The organism is Neobacillus sp. NPDC093127 (assembly GCF_044754175.1).
In the GTDB taxonomy this organism is placed as follows: Bacteria; Bacillota; Bacilli; order Bacillales; family Cytobacillaceae; genus Neobacillus.
Map to the genome: position 1 here is coordinate 81,173 of NZ_JBIVOP010000005.1, position 25,496 is coordinate 106,668.

Below are 25,496 nucleotides of genomic sequence, written 5' to 3' on the forward strand. Positions count from 1 at the left end.
TATCAACATGATCAAGAGGAATATAAACATTATCTAAATTTCAAACGGAGATTGACTTATACAGAAATTATTCTGAGTATTATGGCCTTGTATTTTATCTGCTTCGCAATATCTTAAATATATGATTGAAGGGAAGGGAAACAATGCTGCGAAATGTAATCGTTGTAACAGATGATGAAGAAAGTCTGAAAAATGCGATTAGAGAAATTTTACGGTCTAAACATAAAGGCCATGAAGTGGCCCTTGATTTGACGAGAATAAAAGACAAGCAAAGAAAAACGGAAGTCATGAAAAAATTAACAAGGTATTAAGTTTTTTACAATATAGGCGATAAAAGACGTGAGATGGCCTCTTTAAACTTGATAAACATGGAGCGCTCTTTATATTTTCCTATTGTAAGTTGAGAGCTATCATGACAATCTTGTAGGAACAAATCACTAAGCTGTTTAGCGACTTTTTCATCGTATATTACGGCATTGACCTCAAAATTTAAATGAAAGCTGCGTGTGTCGATGTTGGCAGTCCCAACAGAAGCCACTTCCTGATCTACTACAATCGTTTTTGCGTGGATGAATCCCTTCTCATACAAATAAATTTTTGCACCGTAATCGACCAGTTCACCAGTGTATGCCAAGGTTGCCCAATAAACAATGGGAAAATCCCCTTTACTAGGTATCATAATTCGTACATCAACACCTGAAAGCAAGGCAATTTTGCATGCATCCATAAAACTGGCATCAGGAACAAAATACGGGGATTGGATGTAAACGGTTCTTTTAGCCGTCATGATCAGTTTAATATACATATTTTTGATATGTTCCGTTTCAGAGTTTGGTCCGCTTGCAATGATTTGAACAGGACTATTCCCTTCTGGTTTTTTCATTGGTACAGCATAGGGCTCAAGGTTCAATTTATTCTTGGCAGCATAATTCCAGTCTAAAAGAAACCTTCCTTGTAATTGATTCACCGATTCCCCTTTAATTCTTAGATGGGTGTCGCGCCAGTAGCCGAATTTTTTATCCAAGCCCAAGTACTCATTTCCGATATTAAAGCCGCCGATATAGGCAATCTTTTGGTCGATGATACAAACTTTTCGGTGATTGCGGTTATTAATGCGGAAATTGATCAATTTTAGAAAAGATGGGAAAAAGGCTTCGACTTCACCGCCATAACGAATGAGTTCTTTAAAAAAACCGGAAGAAATCCTTTTAGAACCAATTTCGTCATAGAGAACCCGTACTTTTATACCTTCTTTCGCCTTTTTTGTCAGTTCATCGCGCAGCCTTTTTCCAAGGGAATCGCGCTGAATGATGTAATATTGCAGATGAATCTCTTCTTGCGCATTTTGAATATTTTCAAACAAAGCTTGAAATTTTTCATGACCATCACTGAAAATCTCAATTTCATTGTACATCGATAGTAATGCATTGGAGGAGTTCAAGTTCATCAAGAGCAAATGCGAATGTTTTGTAAGCAGCTTATGGTCGAAAAACCTCCTGTCTTGCAGCTGATGAATTTGTTCTTCTACAGTTGATTGAAGATAGTTTCTTTCTTCAGATGATAAACGGTAAAAATTCCTCTGTTTTAATTGCCTTCCCAGGAACAGATAAACCAAAAATCCCACGATTGGAATAAAGAATAGGACCATCAGCCAGGCCCAAGTAGAACCAATGTCTCTTCGTTCTATAAACACAACCACACCTGCCAGCACAATATTCCCGATGAGAACAATGGTTACAAGCAGTGTCGTTACATTTGTCACATCCATACGAAAAAATCTCCTTTTATTGCTACAAGTTTTCTAGTAAATCTTACCTGAATTGGGTGGACTTTAAAAGGAATATGACGATTACCAAGTTGTCCTGTTGTTGAAAAATTCACCTAAGACCTTTTCTAAAGATGAAGCGACGGGGAATGATATAATGGAGATGAGTCTTTTGATACATGATCTTGTATGAAAAAGTTGAAGTTTTAATGACTCGTAACAAGGAGGAATCTATATGAAACAAATGAAACCGCCGAAAAAACCACTGATATTCTATTATGGAGTAATATTGATTATTATTTTACTGTTAAATTCGTTTATTTTTCCCGCCATCTTTAATCACTCCGTCAAAGAAGTGGATTATGGAAAATTTTTAAACATGGTGGAGGAAGGCAAAGTAAAACAAGTAGAAATTGAAAATAACACAATTATGTTTAAGCCAACTGATACGAGTGAAGCTAAGCTTTACAAGACAGGAAAAATCGATGATCCGAAATTGGTTGATCGCTTGCATAAAGCGAATGTTAAATTTGCTAAGGTGATCCCAAAAGAAACATCCCCGCTGTTAAATTTCATTCTATCTTGGATTCTTCCACTGCTGATTTTCATAGCGATTGGTCAATGGCTGATGAAAAAGATGCAAAATAAGATGATGGGCGGCGGAGGTATGATGTCGTTGGGCAAAAGCAATGCCAAGGTTTATGTGGAAACCCAAACAGGTATTACCTTTAAAGATGTTGCCGGTCAAGATGAAGCAAAAGAAGCACTGCAGGAAATTGTCGACTTCCTTCATAACCCGAAAAAATATAAAGAAATCGGCGCAACTATTCCAAAAGGTGCCTTGTTAGTCGGCCCTCCAGGAACAGGGAAAACTCTTCTCGCAAAGGCAGTTGCGGGGGAATCAAAGGTTCCGTTCTTTTCCATGTCAGGTTCTGAATTTGTTGAGATGTTTGTCGGGATGGGTGCCGCAAGGGTAAGGGATCTATTTAAACAAGCGCAAGAAAAGGCACCTTGTATTGTTTTTATTGATGAGATTGATGCTATTGGTAAAAGCCGTAATTCCGGTATGCCTAGCGGAAATGATGAGCGGGAACAAACGTTAAATCAGCTTTTAACAGAAATGGATGGATTTGATGCCGATAAAGGTGTCGTTATTCTGGCAGCGACGAACCGGCCTGAAACACTTGATAAAGCACTATTAAGACCTGGCCGTTTCGACCGGCGAGTTCCGGTTGAATTACCTGACTTAGCAGGCCGTGAATCGATCTTGCGCGTTCATGCAGAAAAAGTAAAGCTAGCAGCTGATGTGAATTTTAATATGATTGCGCGAGCCACTTCAGGAGCATCAGGGGCTGATTTGGCGAATATTATTAACGAAGCGGCACTTAGGGCGGTTAGGATGGGCCGTAACAAAGTAATACAAAATGATTTGGAAGAGTCAGTTGAGGTCGTCATTGCCGGTTATCAACGAAAAAATGCAGTTATTTCCATGAAGGATAAATTAACAATTTCGTATCATGAAATTGGACACGCACTGGTAGCAGCGAAACAAAGTCACTCGGCGCCGGTTCATAAAATTACGATTATCCCCAGGACGTCTGGGGCTTTAGGTTATACGATGCAGGTCGATGAGCATGAAACGATTCTCATGACTAAAGAACAGGCATTAGATAAAATCACCACCTACATGGGAGGACGTGCCGCCGAAGAGGTTATTTTTAAAACGGTCACTTCAGGTGCCTCTAATGATATTGAACAAGCGACAAAAATTGCCAGAGCAATGGTCACACGGTTTGGGATGAGTGAAGAATTTGATATGATGGCGCTGGAAACGGTGAACAATCCGTATTTAGGCGGCGATACATCGCTGATGGTATCGGCAGAAACAGCCGCTAGAGTAGATGAGGAGATTCTCAAGATTATCAAATCTTGCCACCGGAGGGCGATTCAGATATTGGAGGAAAACAAAGATAAATTACACGAACTAACCAAGTACTTGTTAGAAAAAGAAACCATCAGCGGTGAGGAATTTATGGCGATATTAACCGGAAAACTGGAGTGAGTTCCTGTGGTCAAGCCCCTAATAAATGGACACAGAAATAATTCGACAAAAACTGAAATTTACCTTTGAATTTTGAAAGTTGCTACCGCGCTTCGCTTAGTGGCCTTCTCCTGGAAGAACATAATAAATTCTGTTCTTCCAGGAGAAGGAAAAGGTGGTAACTAAATTTATGAAAAAATCGTCAGGGAGTATGACCAAAAAAGAAAGGCGATTCAAATCTCTAGTAAAATCATTGAGCATGCAAAAGAATCAGAAATTAGTACGACATTAAGTGATGGGATCAATGAATTAATGGCGGTTGATGAGGATCAAATGGATGAGGATAACGGTGACATCACAGCTTCGTTGATTATGATAGCGATTCTTTTTCGACAGGCTTTAGAACTTAATGACGATAAATGGGTCCTGAATAGTTATAATAAAATAATTTTCAGTCTATTTCATTTACAAACCAAAAAGGGTATGCAATAATCTCTAGTAGAAAACAAAAAAATGAATATTAAACAAATAGGTTTCTTACTGTTCCTAGTGAATAGTAGGACTAAGAGGGAAGTTGGTGTAAATTCCAACACGGTCCCGCCACTGTAAGCGAGTAGGAAGGTTATAAAAAATCCACTGTGTGTGTATTGCATGGGAAGGAATAACCAACCGTTGATTCGTAAGTCAGGAAACCTGCCTATTATGTTGTTTAAGCTTCCTCGAGGAAAGGAATGTTTAAAGTGCAGGTAATCTCTTAATTATTGGTATTTTTAATATTTATATTAAAGATTGCATGTTTATACATACTATCTACTAGACAAGTATGATTACAATGCCTTTACTCGACGCTTTCCACAGGAATAGCGTTTTTTTGTGTTCAGAAAAGAGAAGGAGGAAAAGTAATGAAGGCGTTTTTTAAAAAATGGGGTTTATTGAGTGCAGTTTTTCTAGTAAGCATGGTGATAATTGTTGGTTGTGGTACACAGAAGAAGACCGCTCAAAGTGAAACGAATGAAGGGAAAGAGGTTTCTCAACAAGAAACAGGTAAGGAGAGCGGACAGTCATTCCCAATTACCCTCACAGATGATGCAGGCCGAGAGGTGACAATTGAGGAAAAACCGGAAACCATTGTTTCCATTCAGGCGAGTAGTACAGAGATTGCCTTTGCACTTGGATTAGGTGACAAGATTGTTGGTGTTTCAGATTACGATAATTATCCACCGGAAGCGTTGGAAAAAGAAAAGGTAGGGGCACAGGATATCAATATAGAGCGAGTTCTCACACTTCTTCCAGATATAGCCCTTGTAACTGATTTTCATTACAAAACACATCCAGACACACTGAAGCAGTTTGAAGAAGCTGGCATTAAGGTGATTGTGGTCGGAAGTGCTGCATCTTTTGATGACGTTTATCACAATATTGAAATGATTGGGTCAGCTACTGGAAGTGAGACAGAAGCAAACGAAATCATTTCTGATATGAAGAAGCGTTTTAGTGCAATCAAAGAAAAAGCAGCAGCGATTAAGGATAAAAAGAAAGTATGGGTAGAGGTCGCACCAGCACCGGATATTTTTACGACAGGAACAAATACATTTATGCATGAAATGCTCGAATCGATTCAAGCTACTAACGCTGCAGAGGAACATGAGGGCTGGGTAAAACTGACGGAGGAGGAGATTGTCAAATTAAATCCTGATGTCATCATTACCACATATGGATACTACGTAGAAAATCCAAAAGAACAAGTATTAGCTCGTAAAGGATGGGCAGAAGTGCCCGCTCTAAAAAATAAACAGGTGTTTGATGTGGATAACGATACCGTTACTAGACCAGGTCCTCGTTTAATTGAAGGAGTCGAAACACTTGCGGAACTTATCTACCCTGAAGTTTTTAAACAATAAAATAGGTTGGTTGTATCTTCTAAGTGGCGGGTTTGTACTTAGTACAGCCCTCCTTGGCTTATTCATAAGTAGTGTGCAAGTCCCAGTTTCTACTATATTACATATCATCATCGACAAATCCTTGAGCCTTGGCTGGCTTGAAGATATAGCGAAAAATGAAGAAATGATTATTTGGAATATCCGTTTGCCAAGAGTGCTGCTTGCTTTTTGTGTCGGTGCTTCCCTTGCTTTGGCCGGTGCTGCTTTTCAAGGACTTCTACGCAATCCGTTAGCAGACCCATATACCATCGGGGTGTCATCGGGTGCTTCTCTTGGTGCTGTTTTCGTTTTGTTTTTTCAAGTGACGATTGTTGGTCTAGGGAACTTTACCCTTCCTATTGTAGCGATTGTCAGTGGCTTTATTACGCTTCTTATTGTATTCGGCCTCGTACGCTTAAGCAGTAGAAGCTTAGCTATTGAAACCATCATTTTGGCTGGAATTATTGTCAGTGCCTTTATTGGAGCGATAGTGTCGTTGATTATTTCATTAAGTGATCGAGATTCGATGTCACAAATTATCTATTGGCTATATGGCAGTGTTGGGATGAGGGGATGGAGCCATGTTCAGCTGATTGTACCATTTATGCTCCTTGGTTCGATTATTATGTTCTTTCACTATCGGGAATTAAATGCGCTCGCACTGGGGGAGGATGCAGCCGATCATATCGGTGTGGATGTAAAAAAAGGGAAAACCTATATCTTAATTGGTGCCTCTTTATTAACTGGAGCAGCAGTAGCTGTATCAGGCTCGATTGGCTTTGTTGGGCTTGTTATTCCACATCTTGTCCGCCTGGTAACTGGCCCGAATCATCGCTATGTCCTTCCGTTATCGATGTTCGTTGGTGGAGGCTTTCTCATTTTAGCTGATTTAGTTTCGAGAACAATTATTGCTCCAAAGGAATTACCGATTGGCGTTATAACCGCATTAATCGGTGCACCAGTCTTTGCACTATTATTGATTAAAGAAAGAATTGGACGGAGGGGATAGTAGATGATCAAAGTTCAACGTTTGATGGGCGGATACACTTATCCTCCAATTATTAATGGTGTCGATGTTGAGATAGAACAAGGTGAATTTTTTGCCCTTCTTGGACCAAATGGAAGTGGAAAAACAACCCTTTTCAAGCTTATTACCGGGCAGTTACCGATTACTGAGGGGAGGATTTCTATTTCTGGTAAAGACATAGCCTCTCTGTCAAAGCTTGAGAAAGCAAAAAAAATCGCTGTACTTACACAGGAAGCCCACGTTTCATTTGATTACACCGTGGAAGAAATCGTTAGTCTCGGTCGCTATCCCCATCAAAAGGGGTTGCTAAAACAGCTTTCGAAAAAAGATTTAGACGTAATGGAAGAGGTGATGGAACTTACAAATATCCATCACTTTAAGACCACTCCCTTCCGAATGCTTAGCGGCGGCGAAAAGCAACGGGTGTTATTGGCGAAAGCATTAGCGCAAGAGCCTGAAATTTTATTATTAGATGAACCTACCAATCATTTAGATATCAAACATACCTTCCAAATGCTCGATTTACTTAAGGACCGACAGCAGCGAATGGGTTTAACAATCTTTGCTATCTTGCATGACTTAAATGTTGCATCGCTCTATGCCGATCGGATTGCCCTGCTTCATCATGGACGCCTTTTGGACGTAGGAGATGTAGACACGTTACGAAAAGCAGACCAATTAAAAAAGGTCTATGAGGTGGAGGTGACGCCTGGGTCCCATCCAACCCTTCCAAAGCCACAGCTTGTGATGACACCAAGCTATACCGATTCTAGTCGTCCTTTTTATTTTAAAAATTCCTATCGAATTAAACAGACAAAGAACTATTTCCATATTCAATTTGAGCAACCGTTACGAACCATATCTAATGGGGTAATCGGTGACGGAATCCAGTGGGTAAAGCATGTTTGTAATTTCCATGTGGATAGAAATTACAATGGATCAGAGCCAAAAAAGGATTTGCAATCCTGGATGACTGATTACTCCATTCCATATGTGCAAGCAGTTGGTATGATGACGGCTGTCATGCTTGAGGATGTCGTCATTGTTAAAAAGGAAATAGAAGGAATCCACATGCTAGCAATCGTAACAGCAGGGGTAGGAAATGCCGTTGATATAACAAAGAAGTCATTTTTGGGTGCCGTCCGAACAGTTGGCACGATTAACACGATGGTATTCATCGATGCTCATTTTACCGATGGTGCCCTTGTAAACGGGTATATGTCTGCTACTGAAGGAAAAGTAAAAGCCTTGAACGATCTTAAGATAGAAGATCCAGAATCTCATACATTGGCTACCGGAACATCCACAGATTCCCTCGTCCTAGGCCTAACACAGCAAGGAGAAAAAACACCATACGCTGGATCTGGAACCATAGTAGGAAGAGGAATTGGCCAAGTGGTCTATCAAGCAACACATGAAGCTCTCAAAAAATACTTAAAAAGGGTTCATGAAGAAGGGTATCGTACTACTTCTGAAAGGGTAGGTGTTTTGAGGTAAGCTATTATTTTTATAAAAAAGGTGGAGATGAGTGTGACAGAACGACGAATTGTAATCGCCGGTACGGGAAGCGGTGTCGGTAAGACAACCCTAACCATCGGATTAATGTCTGCCTTAAAAAAGTTGGGTCTTACCGTCCAAGGATTTAAATGCGGACCTGACTATATCGATCCTTCCTATCATTCGGCAGTAACCAATCGAGCTTCTCGTAATTTAGATAGCTGGATGCTCACGCATGACAGTGTTTTAGATATTTTCGCTCATGGAAGTCAAGGTGCAGACATTTCAATTATCGAAGGGGTGATGGGCTTTTTCGATGGAAAGAGTCCAGAAACCAATGAGGGAAGTACGGCTGAGATTAGTATAATAACCAAAAGCCCAGTTTTGCTTGTTGTCAATTGTGAAAGTATGGCTCGAAGTGCTGCAGCAATTGTGAAGGGATTTCAATTGTTTGACGAAGGACCCAATATTGTTGGTGTTATCGCAAATAAAGTGGGGAGCGAAGGTCACTTTCAGCTTGTAAAAAAAGCGATTGAACAGGAGTGCCATATTCCTGTTATCGGTTATTTGAAAAGGGAGCTTGATATCGAAATTCCTGAAAGACATCTTGGTCTCATTCCTTCGATTGAAAGAGGAGAACTGGATCCGTTTTTTGATCAATTAGGTGAATTGGTCCGTGGGACAATAAATATAGATAAACTCCTTGGGTTAGCGACAGCTGAACCATTAATGGTGAAAAATGAATCTTCATTTTTTAATACGAAGAAGGAAACTGTCGTGAAAATTGCCGTCGCAAAGGATCAGGCCTTTAATTTCTACTATCCTGAGAATCTAGAGATTCTAGAAGCAAATGGTGCTAAAATCGTTTATTTTTCGCCACTCGAAGATGAAGAAGTACCTGAAGATGCGGATGGACTTTATCTAGGCGGAGGCTTTCCGGAAGAGTTTGCCCAGGTTCTTGAAGGGAATTCACTAGCAAAGCGTTCCGTGAGGAGATTGATTGAAAGGGGAATTCCTACACTTGCAGAATGTGGAGGGTTCATGTACTTAACAGAATCGATTGAAACGACGGAAAAGAAAAAGTACAAAATGGTCGGTGTTATCCCTGGAAGCGTACAAATGCAAGCAAATTTGGCAGCATTAGGGTACAGAGAGATTACTGGTCAAAATGACAATTTTCTTCTCAACAGCCTAATCGCGAGAGGGCATGAATTTCATTACTCCTCTTTTCAATCGGCTGTAAAAGATGTCCCGTATGCCTATGAAACGAAAGGGATGCGAGGAGTAAGTAAAGAAGGCTATATCATTCACCAAGTCGTTGCCGGGTATACTCATTTTCACTTTGGCTCTTGTCCTAAGATGGTGGAGAATTGGATCGAAAAATGCGTAGAGTTTAAATTAATGAAGGGGGTTAACAAGATGAACCAACAGGTCTATTCCGTTCCAAAGGTAAATAAGGAAATCGGGAATCAAGTCTCTGACTATATCAATACATTAACAAAACCAGTAGGAAGTTTAGGAAGATTAGAAGAAATAGCAATTGAATTGGCTAAAATGAAAAATGAAGCATTCCCAAGCGTAACGCCTCCAGGTGTCCTTGTTTTTGCGGCAGATCATGGCATCACAGAAGAGGGTGTCTCTTCCTATCCGCAAGCCGTTACTGCGCAAATGGTTCTTAACTTTTTAAGTGGCGGGGCAGCGATAAATGTTTTTAGTAGACAGATAGGTGCCAGCCTTAACATCATCGACATTGGGGTTGCCCAAGATATTGAACATTCTAGTTTAATCAATCAAAAGGTTCGTTATGGTACGGCCAATTTTTATCGGGAGGATGCGATGACCCGTGAAGAGGCTGAAAACGCTATCGCAGTAGGCTATGAACAAGGCCAAGACATGATAAACAAAGGTGCTCAATGCTTGATCCTTGGAGAGATGGGGATCGGAAACACGTCAGCAAGTAGTGCGATCTTGGCTGTTCTAAGTAATAGCGACGTTGCTTCATTGGTTGGTACTGGAACGGGTATTTCACAAGAAACCTTGTTACATAAAGTTGCGATGATTCATGAGTCACTTCAAAAAAGAAACCCCAATCCAGAGGATCCAATCGATATTATTAGCAAGGTTGGGGGACTGGAGATTGCCGGGATGACAGGGGCCATGCTTGCTGCGACAAGCAATCAAGTACCGGTCCTTTTGGATGGATTTATTTGTACAATCGCAGGATTGCTTGCTAAAGAGATTTCTCCAAATAGCGCTGATTATATGATTGTGACGCACCAATCCGTTGAACCAGGACATCAATTGGCGATTTCATTATTAGGCAAGAAACCAATTCTTGATTTAGGACTCAGACTAGGTGAAGGTACGGGTGCCGCCATTGCCTATCCGCTTATTCAATCGGCTACATTGATGCTAAAAGAAATGGCCACATTTGATTCTGCCGGGGTATCAACGAAAAGGTAAACTACTTTTACAAAGGTTCTGTTATAGGACATTGTTGATTTAATAACTATGTTGATTGGAGCGGATATCAACTGACAGGTCTAACAGAGCCTTTACAAAACAGAGGAGGTCAATAATATGGAACAAGAAAATGTGAAGAAAAAAGGCTTAACACTAGTGTATACAGGTCATGGAAAAGGGAAAACAACATCTGCTTTAGGGTTAGCGCTAAGAGGTGTAGGCAGAGGGTTTAACGTAAGGATTTTTCAGTTTATTAAATCACCGCAGCGTTCCTATGGAGAACAAATTGCCTTGAAAAAGCTGGGTGTTGAGATGGTCCAGCTTGGCATTGGCTTTACATGGACGAAAACGCCTGAGGAGCATCGAGAAGCCTTGAGAATTGGCTGGCCAAAGGCAAAGGAAGCTGTCATGAGCGGAGAATACGATTTAGTCATTTTAGATGAACTTAACAATGCCTTATCGATAGACACCTTTCCCATTGACGATGTATTACCTTTAAATGAAGTCATAGAATTAATTAAAAATAAACCTGCGCATGTCCATCTCTGCATTACAGGAAGGGATGCGAAGCAGGAAATAAAAGAAATCGCTGATCTCGTTTCTGTGATTGAAGCGGAAAAGCATTACTACGATGAGGGGATACCTGCTGTAAAAGGAATCGAATTTTAAGGATGGCAGCAGTTTTGGTCTGCTGGTATCTAAGAGAAAAGTGAGGAGTTACTGTGTATGAAAAAGGCTTTTCCGCTAATGATTCAAGGTACCCATTCAGATGCTGGAAAGAGTGCCATTGTGACCGCATTATGCCGGATATTTGTTCAGGATGGTTTTAAAACTGCACCATTTAAATCACAAAATATGGCTTTAAATTCCTATATTACGGTAGATGGGAAGGAAATCGGTCGGGCACAAGGAGTTCAGGCGGAAGCTGCAGGTATTATTGCGACAACCGATATGAATCCCATATTAATAAAGCCAAGTGGAAACTACAACTCACAAATCATTGTTCACGGGAAGCCCTTTAAAAACATGAAGGCTGGGGAATATCGAGAGGATTTTTTTCAACAAGGCTTAAGGTTAATTAGTGAATCCTACGATAATTTATCTACAAGCTATGAGCGGATTGTTATTGAAGGAGCAGGCAGTCCTGCTGAGGTTAATTTAAATGATCGCGAGCTTGTTAATATGCGGGTAGCAAAAATTGCGAATGCACCGGTGATTCTCGTTGGGGATATTGAAAAGGGAGGCGTTTTTGCTAGTTTAGTAGGAACCTTACAACTTCTAGAACCGAAGGATCGACAAAGAGTCATCGGTGTCATCATCAATAAATTCAGAGGGGATGTATCCTTATTACAGCCAGGATTAACTTGGTTTGAGGAATATACCGGGGTTCCGATTCTAGGAGTTGTCCCTTATATCGATGATTTATTTATTGAAGCAGAGGATTCGGTTGTTTTAGACAGCTATACGTCAAAAATGGATCCTTCAAAGGACATAGATATAGCTGTCATCCGTCATCCAAGGATTTCTAATTTTACCGATATCGATCCTTTGTTTGAGGAAAAGGATTGTCATGTTCGTTTTGTTCGAAAAGTTGAAGAGGTAGGAAATCCTGATTTACTTATTTTACCTGGGAGTAAAAATACAATTGAGGATATGATGTTTTTACATAGTTCAGGTTTATCCAATCGGATCATGGATTTAGTTCAGAAGGATACGATGATTGTTGGTATTTGTGGTGGATACCAAATGTTAGGGACGAGCATTGAGGATCAGAAAGAAATTGAATCCTCCTGCTTGATGGCGGAGGGATTAGGACTGATTCCGATGAAAACCACGATGACTCCAACTAAGACAACGATTCACTCAGAAGGGTTGGCACGATTTGGAGAGGAACAGATTCCCGTAACGGGGTATGAGATTCATATGGGTGAGTCATTTTTCCAAGAGGAGTTCAGCCCTTTTATTCAGCTCTCGGATCGAAGCGAAGGAACGATTACAGTGGACAAGCAACTGATCGGCACTTATTTTCATGGTATCTTTCATAATGATCAATTCCGAGAGGTTGTTCTTAATGAGATTAGGTTAAAAAAAGGGTTAGAACCAATTTATCATCGCGCTTCGTTTGCCAAGAAAAGGGAAGACGGCTTTGATTTATTAGCACAAGTGGTACGAGAAAATATCAAGTTGGCTCGAATTTATCAATTAATGACAGATTTCCAGCAAGGACAGAACTAATGAGTTTTTTACAGGATCCAGTATTTATCTTAGTTGCTGCTATTCTAGTAGACTTGTGGATTGGAGATCCCCGACTGTTTCCACACCCTGTCATCCTAATGGGGAAACTAATCACATATTTAGAGAAAAGCTGGAATAACGGTGAAAATAGAAAAAGAAAAGGAATCGCTCTTACGATTACCGTCGTATTGATAGTATTTGTTATCACCCACGGTCTTCTCTTTCTCGCCTATCACTTGCATTGGGTTGTTGGTCTTTTGATTGAGATTTATCTAATTTCAACAACAATAGCGGCAAAAGGTCTTTCGTCTGCTGCTAAAAGTGTCCTGCATCCTTTGGAAAAAGGGAATTTAGTCGAAGCCAGGAGCAAGCTTAGTATGATTGTCGGGCGTGATACGGAGAGCTTATCAGAGAGTGAAATGATTAGAGGAACAGTGGAGACAGTGGCCGAAAATACAGTCGACGGCATAACCGCACCATTATTCTGGGCAATCATCGGTGGAGCACCGCTTGCGATGGCCTACAAAGCTATTAATACATTGGATTCCATGGTGGGATATAAAAATGACAGATATATGGAATTTGGGTGGGCCTCAGCAAAACTTGACGATCTAGTTAATTGGCTGCCTGCTAGAATCACTTCCTTTTCGATGTGGCTTGCGGCCTTTGTTATAAAAGGATCAAAAACGAGAAATGGCTGGAAAATCACACAGAGGGATGCTAGGAAACACCCAAGTCCAAATAGTGGCTGGTCAGAGGCGATGGTCGCCGGCTTAATCGGAATCCAGTTAGGTGGAATAAATTATTATCGCGGGAAAAAATCGGTAAGGGCAACAATGGGCGATCCATTAAGGGGGTTTTTGCTTTCTGATATCAGAAAAGCCATCGTATATATGCATGGGGGATGGATGGTATTTCTTGTTATCGGTGTATGTTTCCTCCTATTGGTTAGATAGTTAAAAATGAGGTGAAGTGATGAAGTGGCCCAACCATGGTGGCAAGTCAGAATCTATAAAGCAACTTTTAGATATTAATATAAATGAGGAATTACTCGATTTTAGTGCGAATTTAAACCCATTAGGTCCACCTTCCTGGTTAAAGGAGACCTTAACAAATCATTATGAGACCGTTACCTGTTATCCAGACCCATCATATTCCAAAAGCAGTGCAGCCGTTGCAAATCATGAAGAAATCGAACAAGACAGCATCCTTTTAACAAATGGAGGAGCAGAGGCTATTTTCTTGGTTGCAAAATTTTTCGAAAAAGGAAAATCCTTGATAGTGCAGCCCACCTTCGTGGAATATGAACGCGCCTGCAAGCACTACCATATCGAGGTGGAAGATGTTTTTTATGAGCAAACAAACGGATTTGCCTTACCGATGCCTTTTATTCGTGAAAAGCTAAAGGAAAAGGATGTTATTTTCCTTTGTCGCCCCAATAACCCGACAGGAACGGTTATCGCTGAAAAGGATTTGCAGCTTTTGCTAACGGAAGGTAAAAAAACAGGTACATATGTAGTGGTGGATGAAGCCTTTGTCGATTTTCTGCCAGCCTCCACTCCTAGTCTATCGAAATGGCTAGCTTCTTACCCAAATTTAATATTATTACGTTCGTTAACAAAAATGTATACAATCCCTGGGCTAAGAATAGGCTATCTGATGGCACATCCAAGCATCATTCGCGTTTTGAAAAATGAACAACTTCCATGGAGTATTAACTCGTTAGTGGACGCTGCTGTTCCAAAACTACTAGAAGATAAAAGCTTTGTCGAGGATACAAAAGCGTGGCTTCGTGAACAATCCAAGTACTTATCTGAGGCGTTACCACCAATGGATTTTTATCTTTCCCCAACCCAGGTAAACTTTTACCTTTTACAAGATAAGAAGCAGCCAAACCGAACAGAGGAGCTTTTTTATTTTTTGGTAAAACACGGAATCTTACCAAGACATACGGAAAATTTTAAAGGTCTAAAGGGGGAGTTCCTACGGTTTGCAATCAGGTCAAAGGAAGAGAATCAACGATTGGTAGCTATTCTCAAAAATTGGAGAGAGGAATCGTGATTATCTTTATATCTGGTGGTGCGAGGTCGGGTAAAAGTCATTTTTCAGAGCAAACGGCTCTTTCATTATATAACCAAGGCAACGAGGAAAATCAAAGAGGCTCTCTTTATTACATTGCTACTGCAAAAACAAGTGATGAAGAGATGGTCGAACGCATTCAAATACATCAGCAAGACAGAGGAAAGGAATGGAAAACAGTTGAAGAGTCCTTTGATCTTGAACGGATTCTTTCAACCTGCAAAAAAGAGGATGTTATTCTCATAGATTGTTTAACCATATGGTTAAGTAATGTCATGTTTGAGCGGGAATACAGTTTGGAAAAGGCAGAAATGACCGTCAACGGCTGGTTAAGCCTGGCACGTGAAAAGCAATTTCACTTGCTGATTGTTTCCAATGATGTGAATGAAGGGATTCCCTTTTCGGATAAAGTAATCCTTACATATATATATTCTTTACAGCGACTACACCAAACCATTGTCGAGCAATCAGAGCTAGTAGTAGGGGTTCAGGCAGGGATTCCAACTTATTGGAAGGGGGATAAGTGATGATGCAAATAGGCTTTGGCTTTATACTTGCTGTCCAATTTCTGACAAGGATCCCTATTCCCCTTCAAAGCCCTTGGAATAAAACGACAAGTAGATGGGCAATCAGAAGTTATCCGCTTGTCGGAGCGGTACTTGGCTCCATCCTCACCGCTATTGCATGGTCACTAGAATCCTATCTTCCTTTAGCTGTTATGACCTTCCTTATTCTTTCCTTATGGGTATGGTTAACAGGGGGGTTGCACTTAGATGGGTGGATGGATGTCGCAGATGCAGTAGGCTCGAATGCTCCCCTTGAAAGAAAGTGGGAGATTATGAAGGATTCCCATGTAGGAAGCTTTGGAATTATTGCCCTCCTGTTTTTACTAGCATGGAAAACGCTGTTGATTTATTTTTTGTTACAATCAGATATTCCTCTGTATTCGTTTATTTTCATTCTCGCTTTTTCCCGGTTAGGAGCGGTTGTTTTAATGATCAATTTACCTACCGCAAAGCAACAGGGCTTGGCATGGGAGTGGCGGAAGAATATAAATCAAAAGGATTGTTTGTTTGCCATCATTTCAGTAATTTTCCCATTATGCTTCTTACCTGCCCTCCTTTATTTACTGCCAGGATACATTGTGTTTATTGGATTATTTGGAGCGTGGGTAAAAAATCTATTTAAAGGAACAAATGGAGATTTATTAGGTACAGCAATAGAGGGAGGCGAGTTATGGGGACTTGCGATGACATGGATTTATTTCTCGTTCGTCACGGGATAACCGATTGGAATCGGGAGAAAAGGTATTTAGGACATACTGATCGAAGCATAATAAAAAGCGAACTCACTCAGCTTGAAATGCTTCAAAAAGAGTTGATGGAACAACGTTTTGACCATGCCTTTACAAGTGATTTACGTCGTTGTCAGGAAACCTTAGCGTTTTTAAACATTCCCGTACCCATTTCTGTCGATGCTAGATTACGAGAAGTGAACTTTGGCGACTGGGAGGGAAAAACGTACAACGAGTTAAAAGACGATAAAACGTATCAGGATTGGCTTGATAATTGGGAGCAAGGCTCGATACCCAATGGAGAGTCATCTGATGTATTCAAAAACAGAATAGATTCCTTTTTTCAGGACTTATTTAAACAGAGTTTGGAAACCACTCCCCATGGGAAAAAGCAATTTCTACTAATGACCCATGGTGGCGTTATCCGTTATCTTGTCTCGCGGTTTGTACCGTCGATGTCTTTTTGGGATCTATCCATATCCCATGGTCAGGGAATTCGACTAACCTTACAAAGGCAAAAGGAGGAATGGGTATGCAGCTCGTTATCGGCGGTGCCTTCTCAGGAAAAAGAAAAATAGTAAAGGATACGATAGGAACATGCAGCTGGGTGTCTGCCTATCAAGAAGATCGGATAGAAGATTGGGAAACCCGCTGGCTTCATGGGACAACATTAGTGATTGAGGGCTGGGAAAAATGGATTGCCGATGAGCTTACCACTAGTGAAAATAATGATGACATTCGAAGCGTATATAATGCTCTTTTTCAAACACTCTTCGAGGAGGAGCAAAGAAGAAAAAATAAAATTGTTCTAATTATGTTAGAAATGGGGAAAGGAATTGTCCCGCTTCAAAAGAAGGATAGAAGGCTAAGAGATATTGCAGGCTGGATTGCCCAGGATGCAGCACAGCTTTCAGATCAAGTAGACTACGTCTGGAATGGATTAGCACGTAGACTGAAATAATTTTTTCATTTAGATGAAAAAATAGGGAGGGTTATTGATGAAATTAATTTCCATTTGTCCAAGTAATACAGAATTAGTCGCTTACTTAGGTTTAACCTCTACGCTAATTGGTGTGGATGACTTCTCCGATTGGCCGGAGGATATTCAGGGATTACCAAGGCTCGGTCCTGATTTGAAAATTGATATGGACAAAGTTGAACAGCTGGAGCCTGACTTAGTGCTAGCCTCTCTTTCTGTACCTGGAATGGAGCGAAATATCGAAGAGCTAAAGAAGAGAAATATACCCTTTATCATCGTCCCAAATCCTAAGACCTTATCAGAGGTTGGAGAGAGCCTATTGGTTGTAGGCGAAGCGACGAATACCAATGAGAGAGCAAAGCTTTTATTCGAGAAATACAATCAACTGCTCGATACCTACCTTTCATTGTCCAAGAAAGTGGAAAAGCCGAAAACGATTTATTGGGAATGGTGGGCGAAACCTATTTTTACACCGGGAGCTACCAATTGGTTAACAGAAATTAGTGAGCTTGCAGGAGGGAAGAATGTTTTCCGAGATAAGACTCAAGCCAGTGTCCAAACAGATTGGGAGGAAGTTAAAAGAAGAAATCCTGATGTTATCTGCATTATATGGGTTGGTGTACAAACGGAAAAGGTTAATCCAAAAGTAATTCTAAAACGTCCAGATTCGAGGCAAATGGACGCTATTAAAAATAATCAGTTATATATATTAGAGGAATCCTTATTTTGCAGACCATCACCTAGATTATTACTTGGTTTAAATAAGATAGCATGTATCCTTCACCCTTCTATCTTTCCGCCGTTTGTTGAAAATCATGATCCTTTACTTGAAGAAGGCTGTAATTTATAGAACAGTTCCTGTGCCTAGTCTTTTGTTCGGGTAATTGCTACCGATTTTTGTCATTTCATAACCCTATAAAAAAACTCACCGATTGGCGGAGACAGGGAAGTAGATTAATACCCGTAATAAGTTGGTATTACAACATAGTCCCAAAACATAAACTCTTCTTAGAAACACAATCAATTTTTAGACATTAAGGAGAGGGGCTTATGAACTTCGAGATGCAAAAAGCAAATATGCTGGCTGAACATGTTAATGATTTTATTCAATATGTCCAAAGGGCTTATCAATCGGAAACCAACTTTTATACAAACAAAGATAAAATATATCAACTTAAACTCTGGATGGAAGAGTTTAAGTTTCAAATAATTGCCGACGAGCTCCTTAGAATAAATAAGTTTTCTTGGGATGAAAAGTACACCTATTATCTTGTTGACCAATTTCGACAAGGTATCACCATTATCGATGAATATGTAACCAATAACTACAACGAATTATTCCTCTTTACGGCCAGACTATATACCTTAAAGAACATTAGTCAATTATTGCGCAAGTGAGGCACAGAGTTATTAAACATAAATATATTATGTAAACTCAAAACAAGATGCTGAGCCCTTTTGCAGTATAGACCTACTTCAACGGTTTCTTGTTCCACTTAAAACAATGCTGCCAGGCAACACACAGTTTACGGTGGAACCCACTCGATTTTTGGATGGGAGAGCGTCAGTGATTGAAAGGTGCCACGATATAAAGATAATATGACTTGAATAAATTACAATATTTCTCACCAACTTAAGAATAAACAAATTTGTGAAGTGGGTGTGTGTAATAGATGTCGCGAAACGGTTATCGGTTATTCACAATAATTTCTTTAAACATGGTCTTTTTACTATTGTCATCCTGCAATCAAACACAAAGAAAAGAAGTTAGCCCAGAAAATAAAACTCCTCGTGAAGTTTTAGGTTTTTATACAGAGCAGGAAGGAAATTTTCCAAGTTCTCAACCTACAGTTAATTCGCAATTCACCAATTTAAGCAGCATTGCGCCATTTTGGTACAAGCTTGATGATAAGCGTCCAGGGAGTCTTATTGATTCAGTTTCAGCAGATCATAAGAGAATGGTTATCCAGAGAGCACATGATAAACATCTGAAGGTTTATCTAGTTGTTCACAACCTCTTTTATGAAACCATGGAGAAGGGCAAACAAGTGGCGAGTAATGTCATCAATAACGATCATAACCGCAATGTTTTCATTCAGAATTTACGAAATGAAATAAATCAGTTCAGTTATGACGGTGTAAATATAGACATAGAAAATTTGTATTTGACTGACCGAGATTCCTTTAGTTTGATGATAAAAAAATTGTGTGATGCGCTGCATCGTGATGGAAAAGTAGTTACGGTTTCAGTCCCGGCAAATACTGGCGATTCGCGTGCAAATCCGTGGTCACCGTGGTTTGATTACGCAAAGCTTGGTCTAGCTGCAGATGGGTTAATGATTATGACCTACGATGAACACAACGCAAATACAACACCCGGGTCAACGGCATCGGTGGATTGGACAGAAACAACAATTCGTTATGCTTTGAAAAAAGGAGTACCACCATCAAAAATTTTACTAGGTATCGCTGGTTATGGATGGGACTGGGACACAACAGCAAACAAAGGCTCCTATAGCTCCTATTCACTGTTAATGGGGAATAAAACCAAATATAAAGCTGAAGTTTTGTGGGACTCCCGTTCGCAAACACCTCATTTCGCTTATGTCGATGAACAAAACCATAGCCACCAGGCATGGTTTGAGAATAGTAAAAGTCTACGGTTTAAGCTAAACCTTGTGGAAAAATATAACTTACAAGGAATCGGGATTTGGCGACTCGGCTTAGAAGATCCTACATACTGGACGGTTATACCCGAGAAAATAAAAGTAAAAAAATGATGTTGAATGTTTTAGGTAGGAAAGAAAGGGTGGTTTTCTCCTTGGCAGAGGTAGCAAATACTACTAAGGATTGGAACATCAAAAATATTGTATGAGGAGAATGCTGAAGCACATAAATTAACGATTATGGATATAAATGGAGAATAGTGACAGGCACTACCCAAGCAGAGCGCTAGTTCAGGTTAACGGACGGTGCTTTTTTATTTTTTCAAACAAAAAGCACCGCAGATTGCTGACCCCATTTTGGATTCCCATCACGGAGTATTTTCTAAAATATTTCGGATTTTATCGGTATAGATTTTATCTAAATTCTTCTTGGTGTAGTTAAAGTTGGCCGTACTTGCCTTTTTGGGAATCCCCATTTGAACGAATTGTTTATCGAGTCTTTCAAGAATAAACCGGAGATCTTCGTCCTTCATCGTTCCGCCATCTTCAGCTAAATCGATTGTAGTACCGTCTTTTAATTCGATGATGTAATAGAAATCACCTTTTGAGTGCCCCAAATACTGTTTTTTTCCATACAAGCCCGTATTAATAGTTTTGATATCCTTGAAGCTGTAAATGTTTCCCTGTGGAGAGTGAAAGGAATAGTCAATAATTTTATCTTTTGTAATCACAGCAACGTTCGTGACGATCACATACAATAAAATGACGTTAAAGATGCTAAAGACAGGAAAAAAGATTTTTCGATGCCTTTTGAGAAAACGGATAGAGCTCTTTCTGAAATCTTTATTAAATAAACAGAAAAAAATAAACATGGGGTATAGTTCATAAATGAATATCAATTTTGCAGTAGGGAATTTGAAAATCCACAAGATATAATTATCGGGCACAATCAGCTTAACTTGAATAAATGAGATGAAAATAAAAAAAGCGAAAGTGAAAATTAGCACAGCTACAAGCGAGAGCAGCCATAAAATAATCGATAAAATTGTTTTCAAGATAGGCGCCCCAATCTGTTATAGATTACTTTAATAGTATAGAAGAAATGGGCCAATTATAAAAGAGACACTTTTTGCAAAATTATTGCCTTTCACTTAACGGAAATTAGAATTAGAGATTCTGTTGTCTAAACGGTATAATCAGGAATGGGAGTTGAGACAAATGAATAAAAAAGACATCGCTAATATCCGCAAGCAATTTAAGTTGGACAATCATCTTATGGATATTCGAGAGATTTTCAATGTTTATGTGAAGAAAGAATCCGGCGAAATTTATCATCAAGTTAGTCGGCCATTTCAATTGTTAGAGCAGGAAACACAAGAATTATTTTTAACAAACTTTAAAAAGGTTTTGACTGGCCATCTTGATGCCAAATTGTTTGAACTGAAATTTAGTCGGGATGTGGACTACAGTACACAAACAATCCTTTTTGAAGGAATACGAGCGGACTCGGAAGATTGGCAGGATAACATGCTGGAAATCGTCGGGAAAATGTTTGCCCATGCTGTTTACGAATTTGATACGGTGGTGACATTTATTCGGGGAGAATACCGGAAGCCGACCAGGAAAAGGAATCTGGAATCTGAAGAAGGCGGGGACGATGAGGTATATTCTAATCAGTTTATCCTTTGCAGTCTTAATAGAACCGATCTACCGAAAAAAGCTTTGCTGTTTGATTATATCGAAAAAGAATTCAAGTCCTATAACGTCGTTGACCCGATTATTAATTTAGACTCTCCTTTGTCAGGGTTTCTGTTCCCTGCTTTCAATGACAATGCTGCCGATGTAAACCATATTCTTTATTGTGCAGGGAAAGTGAATCAGCCGGATTTCACCTTTATTGAAAAGGTCCTTGATTGTGAAGACATTATGACTGCCCAAGACGATAAAGACTGTTTTGACTTTATTTTAAAAGAAGTAATCGGTGACGAAGTGGACTCCGCGGTCATTTCGAATGTATATGAGGAAATTGATCGAGTGATACAGGAGAATCAGGAAAAGGAAGAAAGTGAAACTCCAACTTTAGATCAGCGTGATATCGAACGCATTTTAACGGTCAGCGGCGTCGAAAACGTGGATACTGCCAAAGTGGAACATGCTTTCAAAAGTGTCGTAGCTGATGAAAAACATGAATTTAAAGCAAGCAGTTTAATTCCGAAAACGATCAAAATTAGTACCAAATTGGCAGATGTAACCATCAACCCGAAGGACCTGAAAAATGTAAAATACATCACATACGAAGGAAAACGGTGCCTATTGCTGGAGGTAGATGAAGAAGTCGTTGTCGAAGGATTTCGTCTGGAATCCAAGACCCTTTAAGGGGTTTCATAACATGTTTCTTGATAAGTGTCAGGCACCATGTGAAATTTTCACATGGTGCCTGACACCCTTACTCATGTTGTGAGCTTGGCAAAGTTGATTTCTGGATATTTATTTTGGTAGATTGCTTTTGCTAGGATAATTTGGGCGACTGCATAGGTGATGATGATGATTAGGTTTAGGATGCCGGGATTTCCTGTATATTGTAGGATGGCGATGTCGCTTGTTCCGACGAGATGTGTGCTTGTAAGATTAAAGATTAAATGGGCGAAAATACAAGGTAACAGTGATCCGCTTTTTAAGTAAATATATAAAAACACACAGCTCATCCCCATTAAAATTACATTATCGATAAGGGGAAATCCTCTGAAAATATGGAAAACCATAAATATAATACTTGTTACGATATATAATTTTGCCGGGCTTAAAAACTTTAGATTGGCTGCGAAATATCCTCTGAATAGTACTTCTTCATAAAAAGCCGCAATAAACCAAGAGATAAAAGTTAAGAACAAAAGGAAATAAAAACTACCCTTAGAAAATGCCGCTACATTCCATTCTGCTGAAACGACACCAACATGTGAAGAAATAAGAATATAAACAAAATACAGAGCAACCGTAATTGTTACTGAAAGAACTGAGAAAACTACGTCTGCTTTTTTCATCTTAAACCCTAAGGTACTTATGGGTCTTTTATCAATAAATTTGTAAAACATCAGTGTGGCTACCGCTGGAATGGCACTCACCACAATACCGATCAGAGCAAACATGGATAGATCCTGGGTCTCTATATACTTAAACAATCCTAATGGGAACAACAGTAAATAATTGAGCAAAAAATTGATCAGGCAAATCGTAACAATTCGTGTTAAGCCTACTTTCATTTTCATCATCCTTTTTCTATTTGTTTGTTTTGCATTGCTTACACTTACTTTATTTACTTAAAGTCATATTGGTAAGTTACCTTTAGCTAGAAATAAGTAACATCAAGTTATGCAAAAAATTCTTGAAGTAATATTTTGGAAATAAGATAATAAGAGAATAGGAAGTTATTAAAAGGATGTTGATGCAAGTGAAGGTACCTATCGAAAATAGAAAATGGAATTGGCTCGATACCTTTCTCTTTTTCGTGCGAACGTTTTGGATTTATTTTAATGCAAGTATGGTCATCGAAGTTAACACGGATGACACCAAAAAGTGGCTGTTTTTTCTGTGGTTTATTGCGATTTACCTTGTTCCCTACCTCTTTTACCGGCCTGGATTTATAAAATTTCCTTATTATCTTGTTGCCGAAGTCCTATTAACAGGAAGTTTGTTTCTGTTATTGATGAATCAGTTTGGTGAATCTGATATTTATGATTTTTTATACCTCCCGTTCATCACCATTGCCTATGCTTGCCAACGGAAACCGTTAGTGTGGATCGGCCCATTAATTGGGTTGGCGCTTTTCTTTTCCGGTGCATGGCAAGGGGGTCTATTCACATTTGAGAATAATATTTTCGGTGAATTTATTAATATTTGTATTTTCTACGGGTTCGGCTTTTCGTTAGGAAGAGTGACTGTGCTAAACAATAAAATGAAAGTGTTGATTGAGTCCATAAAAGAAAAAAATCGGACGCTCGAGCAGTACTCGAAAAGAATTGAGGAATTGACCATCATGGAGGAAAGAAATCGAGTTTCCCAGGATTTGCATGATACCGTTGGGCATATCTTCACATCCGTAATCACCAGTTTGGATGCCCTGCCCTATCTGATAAAAGCAAATAAAGTGGAAGTAGAAATGAGTATAATAGAAATTTCTGACATGGCGAGAAAGGGATTAGATGACGTAAGAAACACAATCCATCAATTATCACCGATGGAAGACCATCAACCCTTGTCGGTATCTTTCCATAGTGTTATCGATGATTTTAGGAAGCATACCGGGACAAAAGTTGATTTTACCATTGAAGGTGTCGAGCAGGGAATGGGAGAGAGGATTAAATTTACCTTGATCCGCTGTTTACAGGAGTCTCTAACGAATGCAAAGCGGCATGGAGAAGCGAGTCATGTTACCGCTAGGTTATTTTTTCAAGAGGAGTCGGTTATGTTTCAATTGCAGGATAATGGCATCGGTTCAAATGAGTTAACGCCAGGATTTGGGTTAGTTTCGATGAATGATCGATTATCTGCGCTTCATGGCACTTTCAAGATTCATTCCAAAGCGAATCAAGGAACCAAAATCACGTGTACCATCCCGTTGGTAAAGAAGGAGATTAGAACGATATGATAAAAATAATGATTGTGGAAGATCAGGAACTGATTCGAAAAAGTTTACGAATCGTCTTGGAAAGCATCGCTGACGTTAAAGTGATTAGCATGGCGGAAAATGGGGAGGAAGCCATTCATTTATGTGAAAGCCTGCTGCCTGATGTCATCTTAATGGATATTCAAATGCCGGTTATGGACGGTGTTCAGGCTACCGAAAAAATTAAAGAACGCTGGCCGGAAGTGAAGGTTATTATTCTCACCACCTTTCAAGATATTACCTTTGTCCGGAATGCTTTAAATGCCGGGGCGGAGGGCTATATCCTTAAGGCTGTCGATCCGCAGTTTTTAATAAAAGGCATTGAATTAGTCTACCATGGCGGTTCCCTTGTACCGCAGCAGCTTGCGAAGGAAGTTTTCCAAACGATGAGCGGGGAGTCTGCCATGCAGGATCACCACGAACTTTCTAGCAATAATCCTTATCAATTAAATGAACAGGAACGGAAGGTGTTAAAATATTTAGCACAGGGTTTAGCCAATAAAGCCATTGCAGAGATGATGTTTTTATCATTAGGTACGGTAAAGAATTACATCTCGAACATCTATTCAAAGTTAAATGTTAAAAATAGGTCATCGGCGATTATGAAAGCAATTGACGAAAGCTTAATATCGAAAAAATAAACCTTTCACTGCGAGAGGTTTATTTTTTATGACTAAATGTGACCGCATTAGTGACTTATGGAACCTTCTCGTTGTGACTTTTTATCTTTAAAGTTAAGGGTGTGATGAAGAGGGAAATGCTGGATGCTATGGCTGTCGAGCATTCAAGGAGGAATAGAAATGAAGTTATGAACAATTTGCAAAGGGTGGAATTATCAGCAGCTCAAGTTTAAGTTTTTTAGGAAAAA

General features: G+C 39.6%; 24 protein-coding genes, 1 pseudogene and 1 riboswitch. Of the genes and pseudogenes, 22 read left to right on the forward strand and 3 right to left on the reverse strand.

The window, feature by feature from the left end; genetic code table 11:
• The first annotated feature begins 143 nt into the window (after positions 1-143).
• Positions 144-311: a hypothetical protein gene (locus ACIQCO_RS08915; protein WP_400427543.1), complete on the forward strand. Its 168-nt coding sequence runs from the start codon at positions 144-146 to the stop codon at positions 309-311.
• A gap of 5 nt (positions 312-316) precedes the next feature.
• Here the strand turns inward: ACIQCO_RS08915 and cls are convergent, their stop codons facing one another.
• Positions 317-1,768: a cardiolipin synthase gene (gene cls / locus ACIQCO_RS08920; protein WP_400427546.1), complete on the reverse strand. Its 1,452-nt coding sequence runs from the start codon at positions 1,766-1,768 to the stop codon at positions 317-319.
• A gap of 232 nt (positions 1,769-2,000) precedes the next feature.
• On the opposite strand from cls, the gene ftsH reads away from it, so the two are divergent.
• The 18 genes and pseudogenes from ftsH (at position 2,001) to ACIQCO_RS09010 (ending at position 20,079) form a co-directional block, all read left to right on the forward strand.
• Positions 2,001-3,827 carry an ATP-dependent zinc metalloprotease FtsH gene (ftsH, locus tag ACIQCO_RS08925; RefSeq protein ID WP_400427548.1) on the forward strand — a complete coding sequence of 609 codons (1,827 nt, stop codon included), beginning with the start codon at positions 2,001-2,003 and terminating at the stop codon, positions 3,825-3,827.
• A 291-nt stretch (positions 3,828-4,118) separates the two neighbouring features.
• Positions 4,119-4,298: a hypothetical protein gene (locus tag ACIQCO_RS08930; RefSeq protein WP_400427550.1), complete on the forward strand. Its 180-nt coding sequence runs from the start codon at positions 4,119-4,121 to the stop codon at positions 4,296-4,298.
• A 21-nt stretch (positions 4,299-4,319) separates the two neighbouring features.
• Positions 4,320-4,521, forward strand: a riboswitch (cobalamin riboswitch).
• Between the two features lie 187 nt (positions 4,522-4,708).
• Positions 4,709-5,707 carry an ABC transporter substrate-binding protein gene (locus tag ACIQCO_RS08935; RefSeq protein WP_400427552.1) on the forward strand — a complete coding sequence of 333 codons (999 nt, stop codon included), beginning with the start codon at positions 4,709-4,711 and terminating at the stop codon, positions 5,705-5,707.
• Complete coding sequence (locus ACIQCO_RS08940; RefSeq protein ID WP_400427554.1) at positions 5,670-6,734, forward strand: FecCD family ABC transporter permease; 1,065 nt, start codon at positions 5,670-5,672, stop codon at positions 6,732-6,734. Before ACIQCO_RS08935 ends, ACIQCO_RS08940 begins: the two co-directional genes overlap by 38 nt.
• Before the next feature lie 3 nt (positions 6,735-6,737).
• Positions 6,738-8,249, forward strand: coding sequence for an adenosylcobinamide amidohydrolase (locus tag ACIQCO_RS08945; protein ID WP_400427555.1), 1,512 nt, complete (start codon positions 6,738-6,740; stop codon positions 8,247-8,249).
• Positions 8,250-8,282: 33 nt separating this feature from the next.
• Positions 8,283-9,647, forward strand: a pseudogene (locus ACIQCO_RS08950) (cobyrinic acid a,c-diamide synthase CobB); the annotation flags it as partial.
• Between the two features lie 21 nt (positions 9,648-9,668).
• On the forward strand, positions 9,669-10,712 hold the full coding sequence (gene cobT / locus ACIQCO_RS08955) for a nicotinate-nucleotide--dimethylbenzimidazole phosphoribosyltransferase (RefSeq protein ID WP_400427953.1): 1,044 nt from the start codon (positions 9,669-9,671) through the stop codon (positions 10,710-10,712).
• Between the two features lie 117 nt (positions 10,713-10,829).
• Complete coding sequence (locus tag ACIQCO_RS08960; RefSeq protein WP_400427557.1) at positions 10,830-11,381, forward strand: cob(I)yrinic acid a,c-diamide adenosyltransferase; 552 nt, start codon at positions 10,830-10,832, stop codon at positions 11,379-11,381.
• A gap of 57 nt (positions 11,382-11,438) precedes the next feature.
• A complete protein-coding gene (locus tag ACIQCO_RS08965) occupies positions 11,439-12,947 on the forward strand; it encodes a cobyric acid synthase (protein WP_400427559.1) in 1,509 nt (502 codons plus the stop codon).
• Complete coding sequence (gene cbiB / locus ACIQCO_RS08970; RefSeq protein ID WP_400427561.1) at positions 12,947-13,903, forward strand: adenosylcobinamide-phosphate synthase CbiB; 957 nt, start codon at positions 12,947-12,949, stop codon at positions 13,901-13,903. The genes ACIQCO_RS08965 and cbiB overlap by 1 nt, the downstream gene beginning before the upstream one ends.
• 19 nt (positions 13,904-13,922) lie before the next feature.
• Complete coding sequence (cobD, locus tag ACIQCO_RS08975; protein ID WP_400427563.1) at positions 13,923-15,008, forward strand: threonine-phosphate decarboxylase CobD; 1,086 nt, start codon at positions 13,923-13,925, stop codon at positions 15,006-15,008.
• Positions 15,005-15,553, forward strand: a complete 549-nt coding sequence (locus ACIQCO_RS08980; RefSeq protein WP_400427565.1) for a bifunctional adenosylcobinamide kinase/adenosylcobinamide-phosphate guanylyltransferase — start codon at positions 15,005-15,007, stop codon at positions 15,551-15,553. Before cobD ends, ACIQCO_RS08980 begins: the two co-directional genes overlap by 4 nt.
• The gene (gene cobS / locus ACIQCO_RS08985) at positions 15,553-16,311 is read left to right on the forward strand and encodes an adenosylcobinamide-GDP ribazoletransferase (protein WP_400427568.1); all 759 of its coding nucleotides are present in this window, start codon (positions 15,553-15,555) and stop codon (positions 16,309-16,311) included. Before ACIQCO_RS08980 ends, cobS begins: the two co-directional genes overlap by 1 nt.
• On the forward strand, positions 16,263-16,898 hold the full coding sequence (locus ACIQCO_RS08990) for a histidine phosphatase family protein (RefSeq protein WP_400427569.1): 636 nt from the start codon (positions 16,263-16,265) through the stop codon (positions 16,896-16,898). Before cobS ends, ACIQCO_RS08990 begins: the two co-directional genes overlap by 49 nt.
• Positions 16,853-17,281: a bifunctional adenosylcobinamide kinase/adenosylcobinamide-phosphate guanylyltransferase gene (locus ACIQCO_RS08995; protein WP_400427571.1), complete on the forward strand. Its 429-nt coding sequence runs from the start codon at positions 16,853-16,855 to the stop codon at positions 17,279-17,281. The genes ACIQCO_RS08990 and ACIQCO_RS08995 overlap by 46 nt, the downstream gene beginning before the upstream one ends.
• 37 nt (positions 17,282-17,318) lie before the next feature.
• On the forward strand, positions 17,319-18,149 hold the full coding sequence (locus ACIQCO_RS09000; RefSeq protein ID WP_400427574.1) for a cobalamin-binding protein: 831 nt from the start codon (positions 17,319-17,321) through the stop codon (positions 18,147-18,149).
• Positions 18,150-18,349: 200 nt separating this feature from the next.
• Entirely contained in the window at positions 18,350-18,697 is a 348-nt protein-coding gene (locus ACIQCO_RS09005; RefSeq protein ID WP_400427577.1) for a hypothetical protein, read from the forward strand.
• A gap of 320 nt (positions 18,698-19,017) precedes the next feature.
• The gene (locus ACIQCO_RS09010) at positions 19,018-20,079 is read left to right on the forward strand and encodes a glycosyl hydrolase family 18 protein (protein WP_400427579.1); all 1,062 of its coding nucleotides are present in this window, start codon (positions 19,018-19,020) and stop codon (positions 20,077-20,079) included.
• Between the two features lie 254 nt (positions 20,080-20,333).
• Here the strand turns inward: ACIQCO_RS09010 and ACIQCO_RS09015 are convergent, their stop codons facing one another.
• The gene (locus tag ACIQCO_RS09015; RefSeq protein ID WP_400427581.1) at positions 20,334-21,020 is read right to left on the reverse strand and encodes a hypothetical protein; all 687 of its coding nucleotides are present in this window, start codon (positions 21,018-21,020) and stop codon (positions 20,334-20,336) included.
• Positions 21,021-21,183: 163 nt separating this feature from the next.
• On the opposite strand from ACIQCO_RS09015, the gene ACIQCO_RS09020 reads away from it, so the two are divergent.
• A complete protein-coding gene (locus tag ACIQCO_RS09020; RefSeq protein ID WP_400427583.1) occupies positions 21,184-22,341 on the forward strand; it encodes a DUF4317 domain-containing protein in 1,158 nt (385 codons plus the stop codon).
• Positions 22,342-22,415: 74 nt separating this feature from the next.
• Here ACIQCO_RS09020 and ACIQCO_RS09025 read toward each other — a convergent pair whose 3' ends face one another.
• Positions 22,416-23,225 carry a CPBP family intramembrane glutamic endopeptidase gene (locus ACIQCO_RS09025; protein WP_400427586.1) on the reverse strand — a complete coding sequence of 270 codons (810 nt, stop codon included), beginning with the start codon at positions 23,223-23,225 and terminating at the stop codon, positions 22,416-22,418.
• A gap of 188 nt (positions 23,226-23,413) precedes the next feature.
• Here ACIQCO_RS09025 and ACIQCO_RS09030 point away from each other — a divergent pair, with 188 nt between their 5' ends.
• The gene (locus ACIQCO_RS09030) at positions 23,414-24,610 is read left to right on the forward strand and encodes a sensor histidine kinase (RefSeq protein ID WP_400427587.1); all 1,197 of its coding nucleotides are present in this window, start codon (positions 23,414-23,416) and stop codon (positions 24,608-24,610) included.
• On the forward strand, positions 24,607-25,269 hold the full coding sequence (locus ACIQCO_RS09035; protein ID WP_400427589.1) for a response regulator: 663 nt from the start codon (positions 24,607-24,609) through the stop codon (positions 25,267-25,269). The genes ACIQCO_RS09030 and ACIQCO_RS09035 overlap by 4 nt, the downstream gene beginning before the upstream one ends.
• The last annotated feature ends 227 nt before the right edge of the window (positions 25,270-25,496 follow it).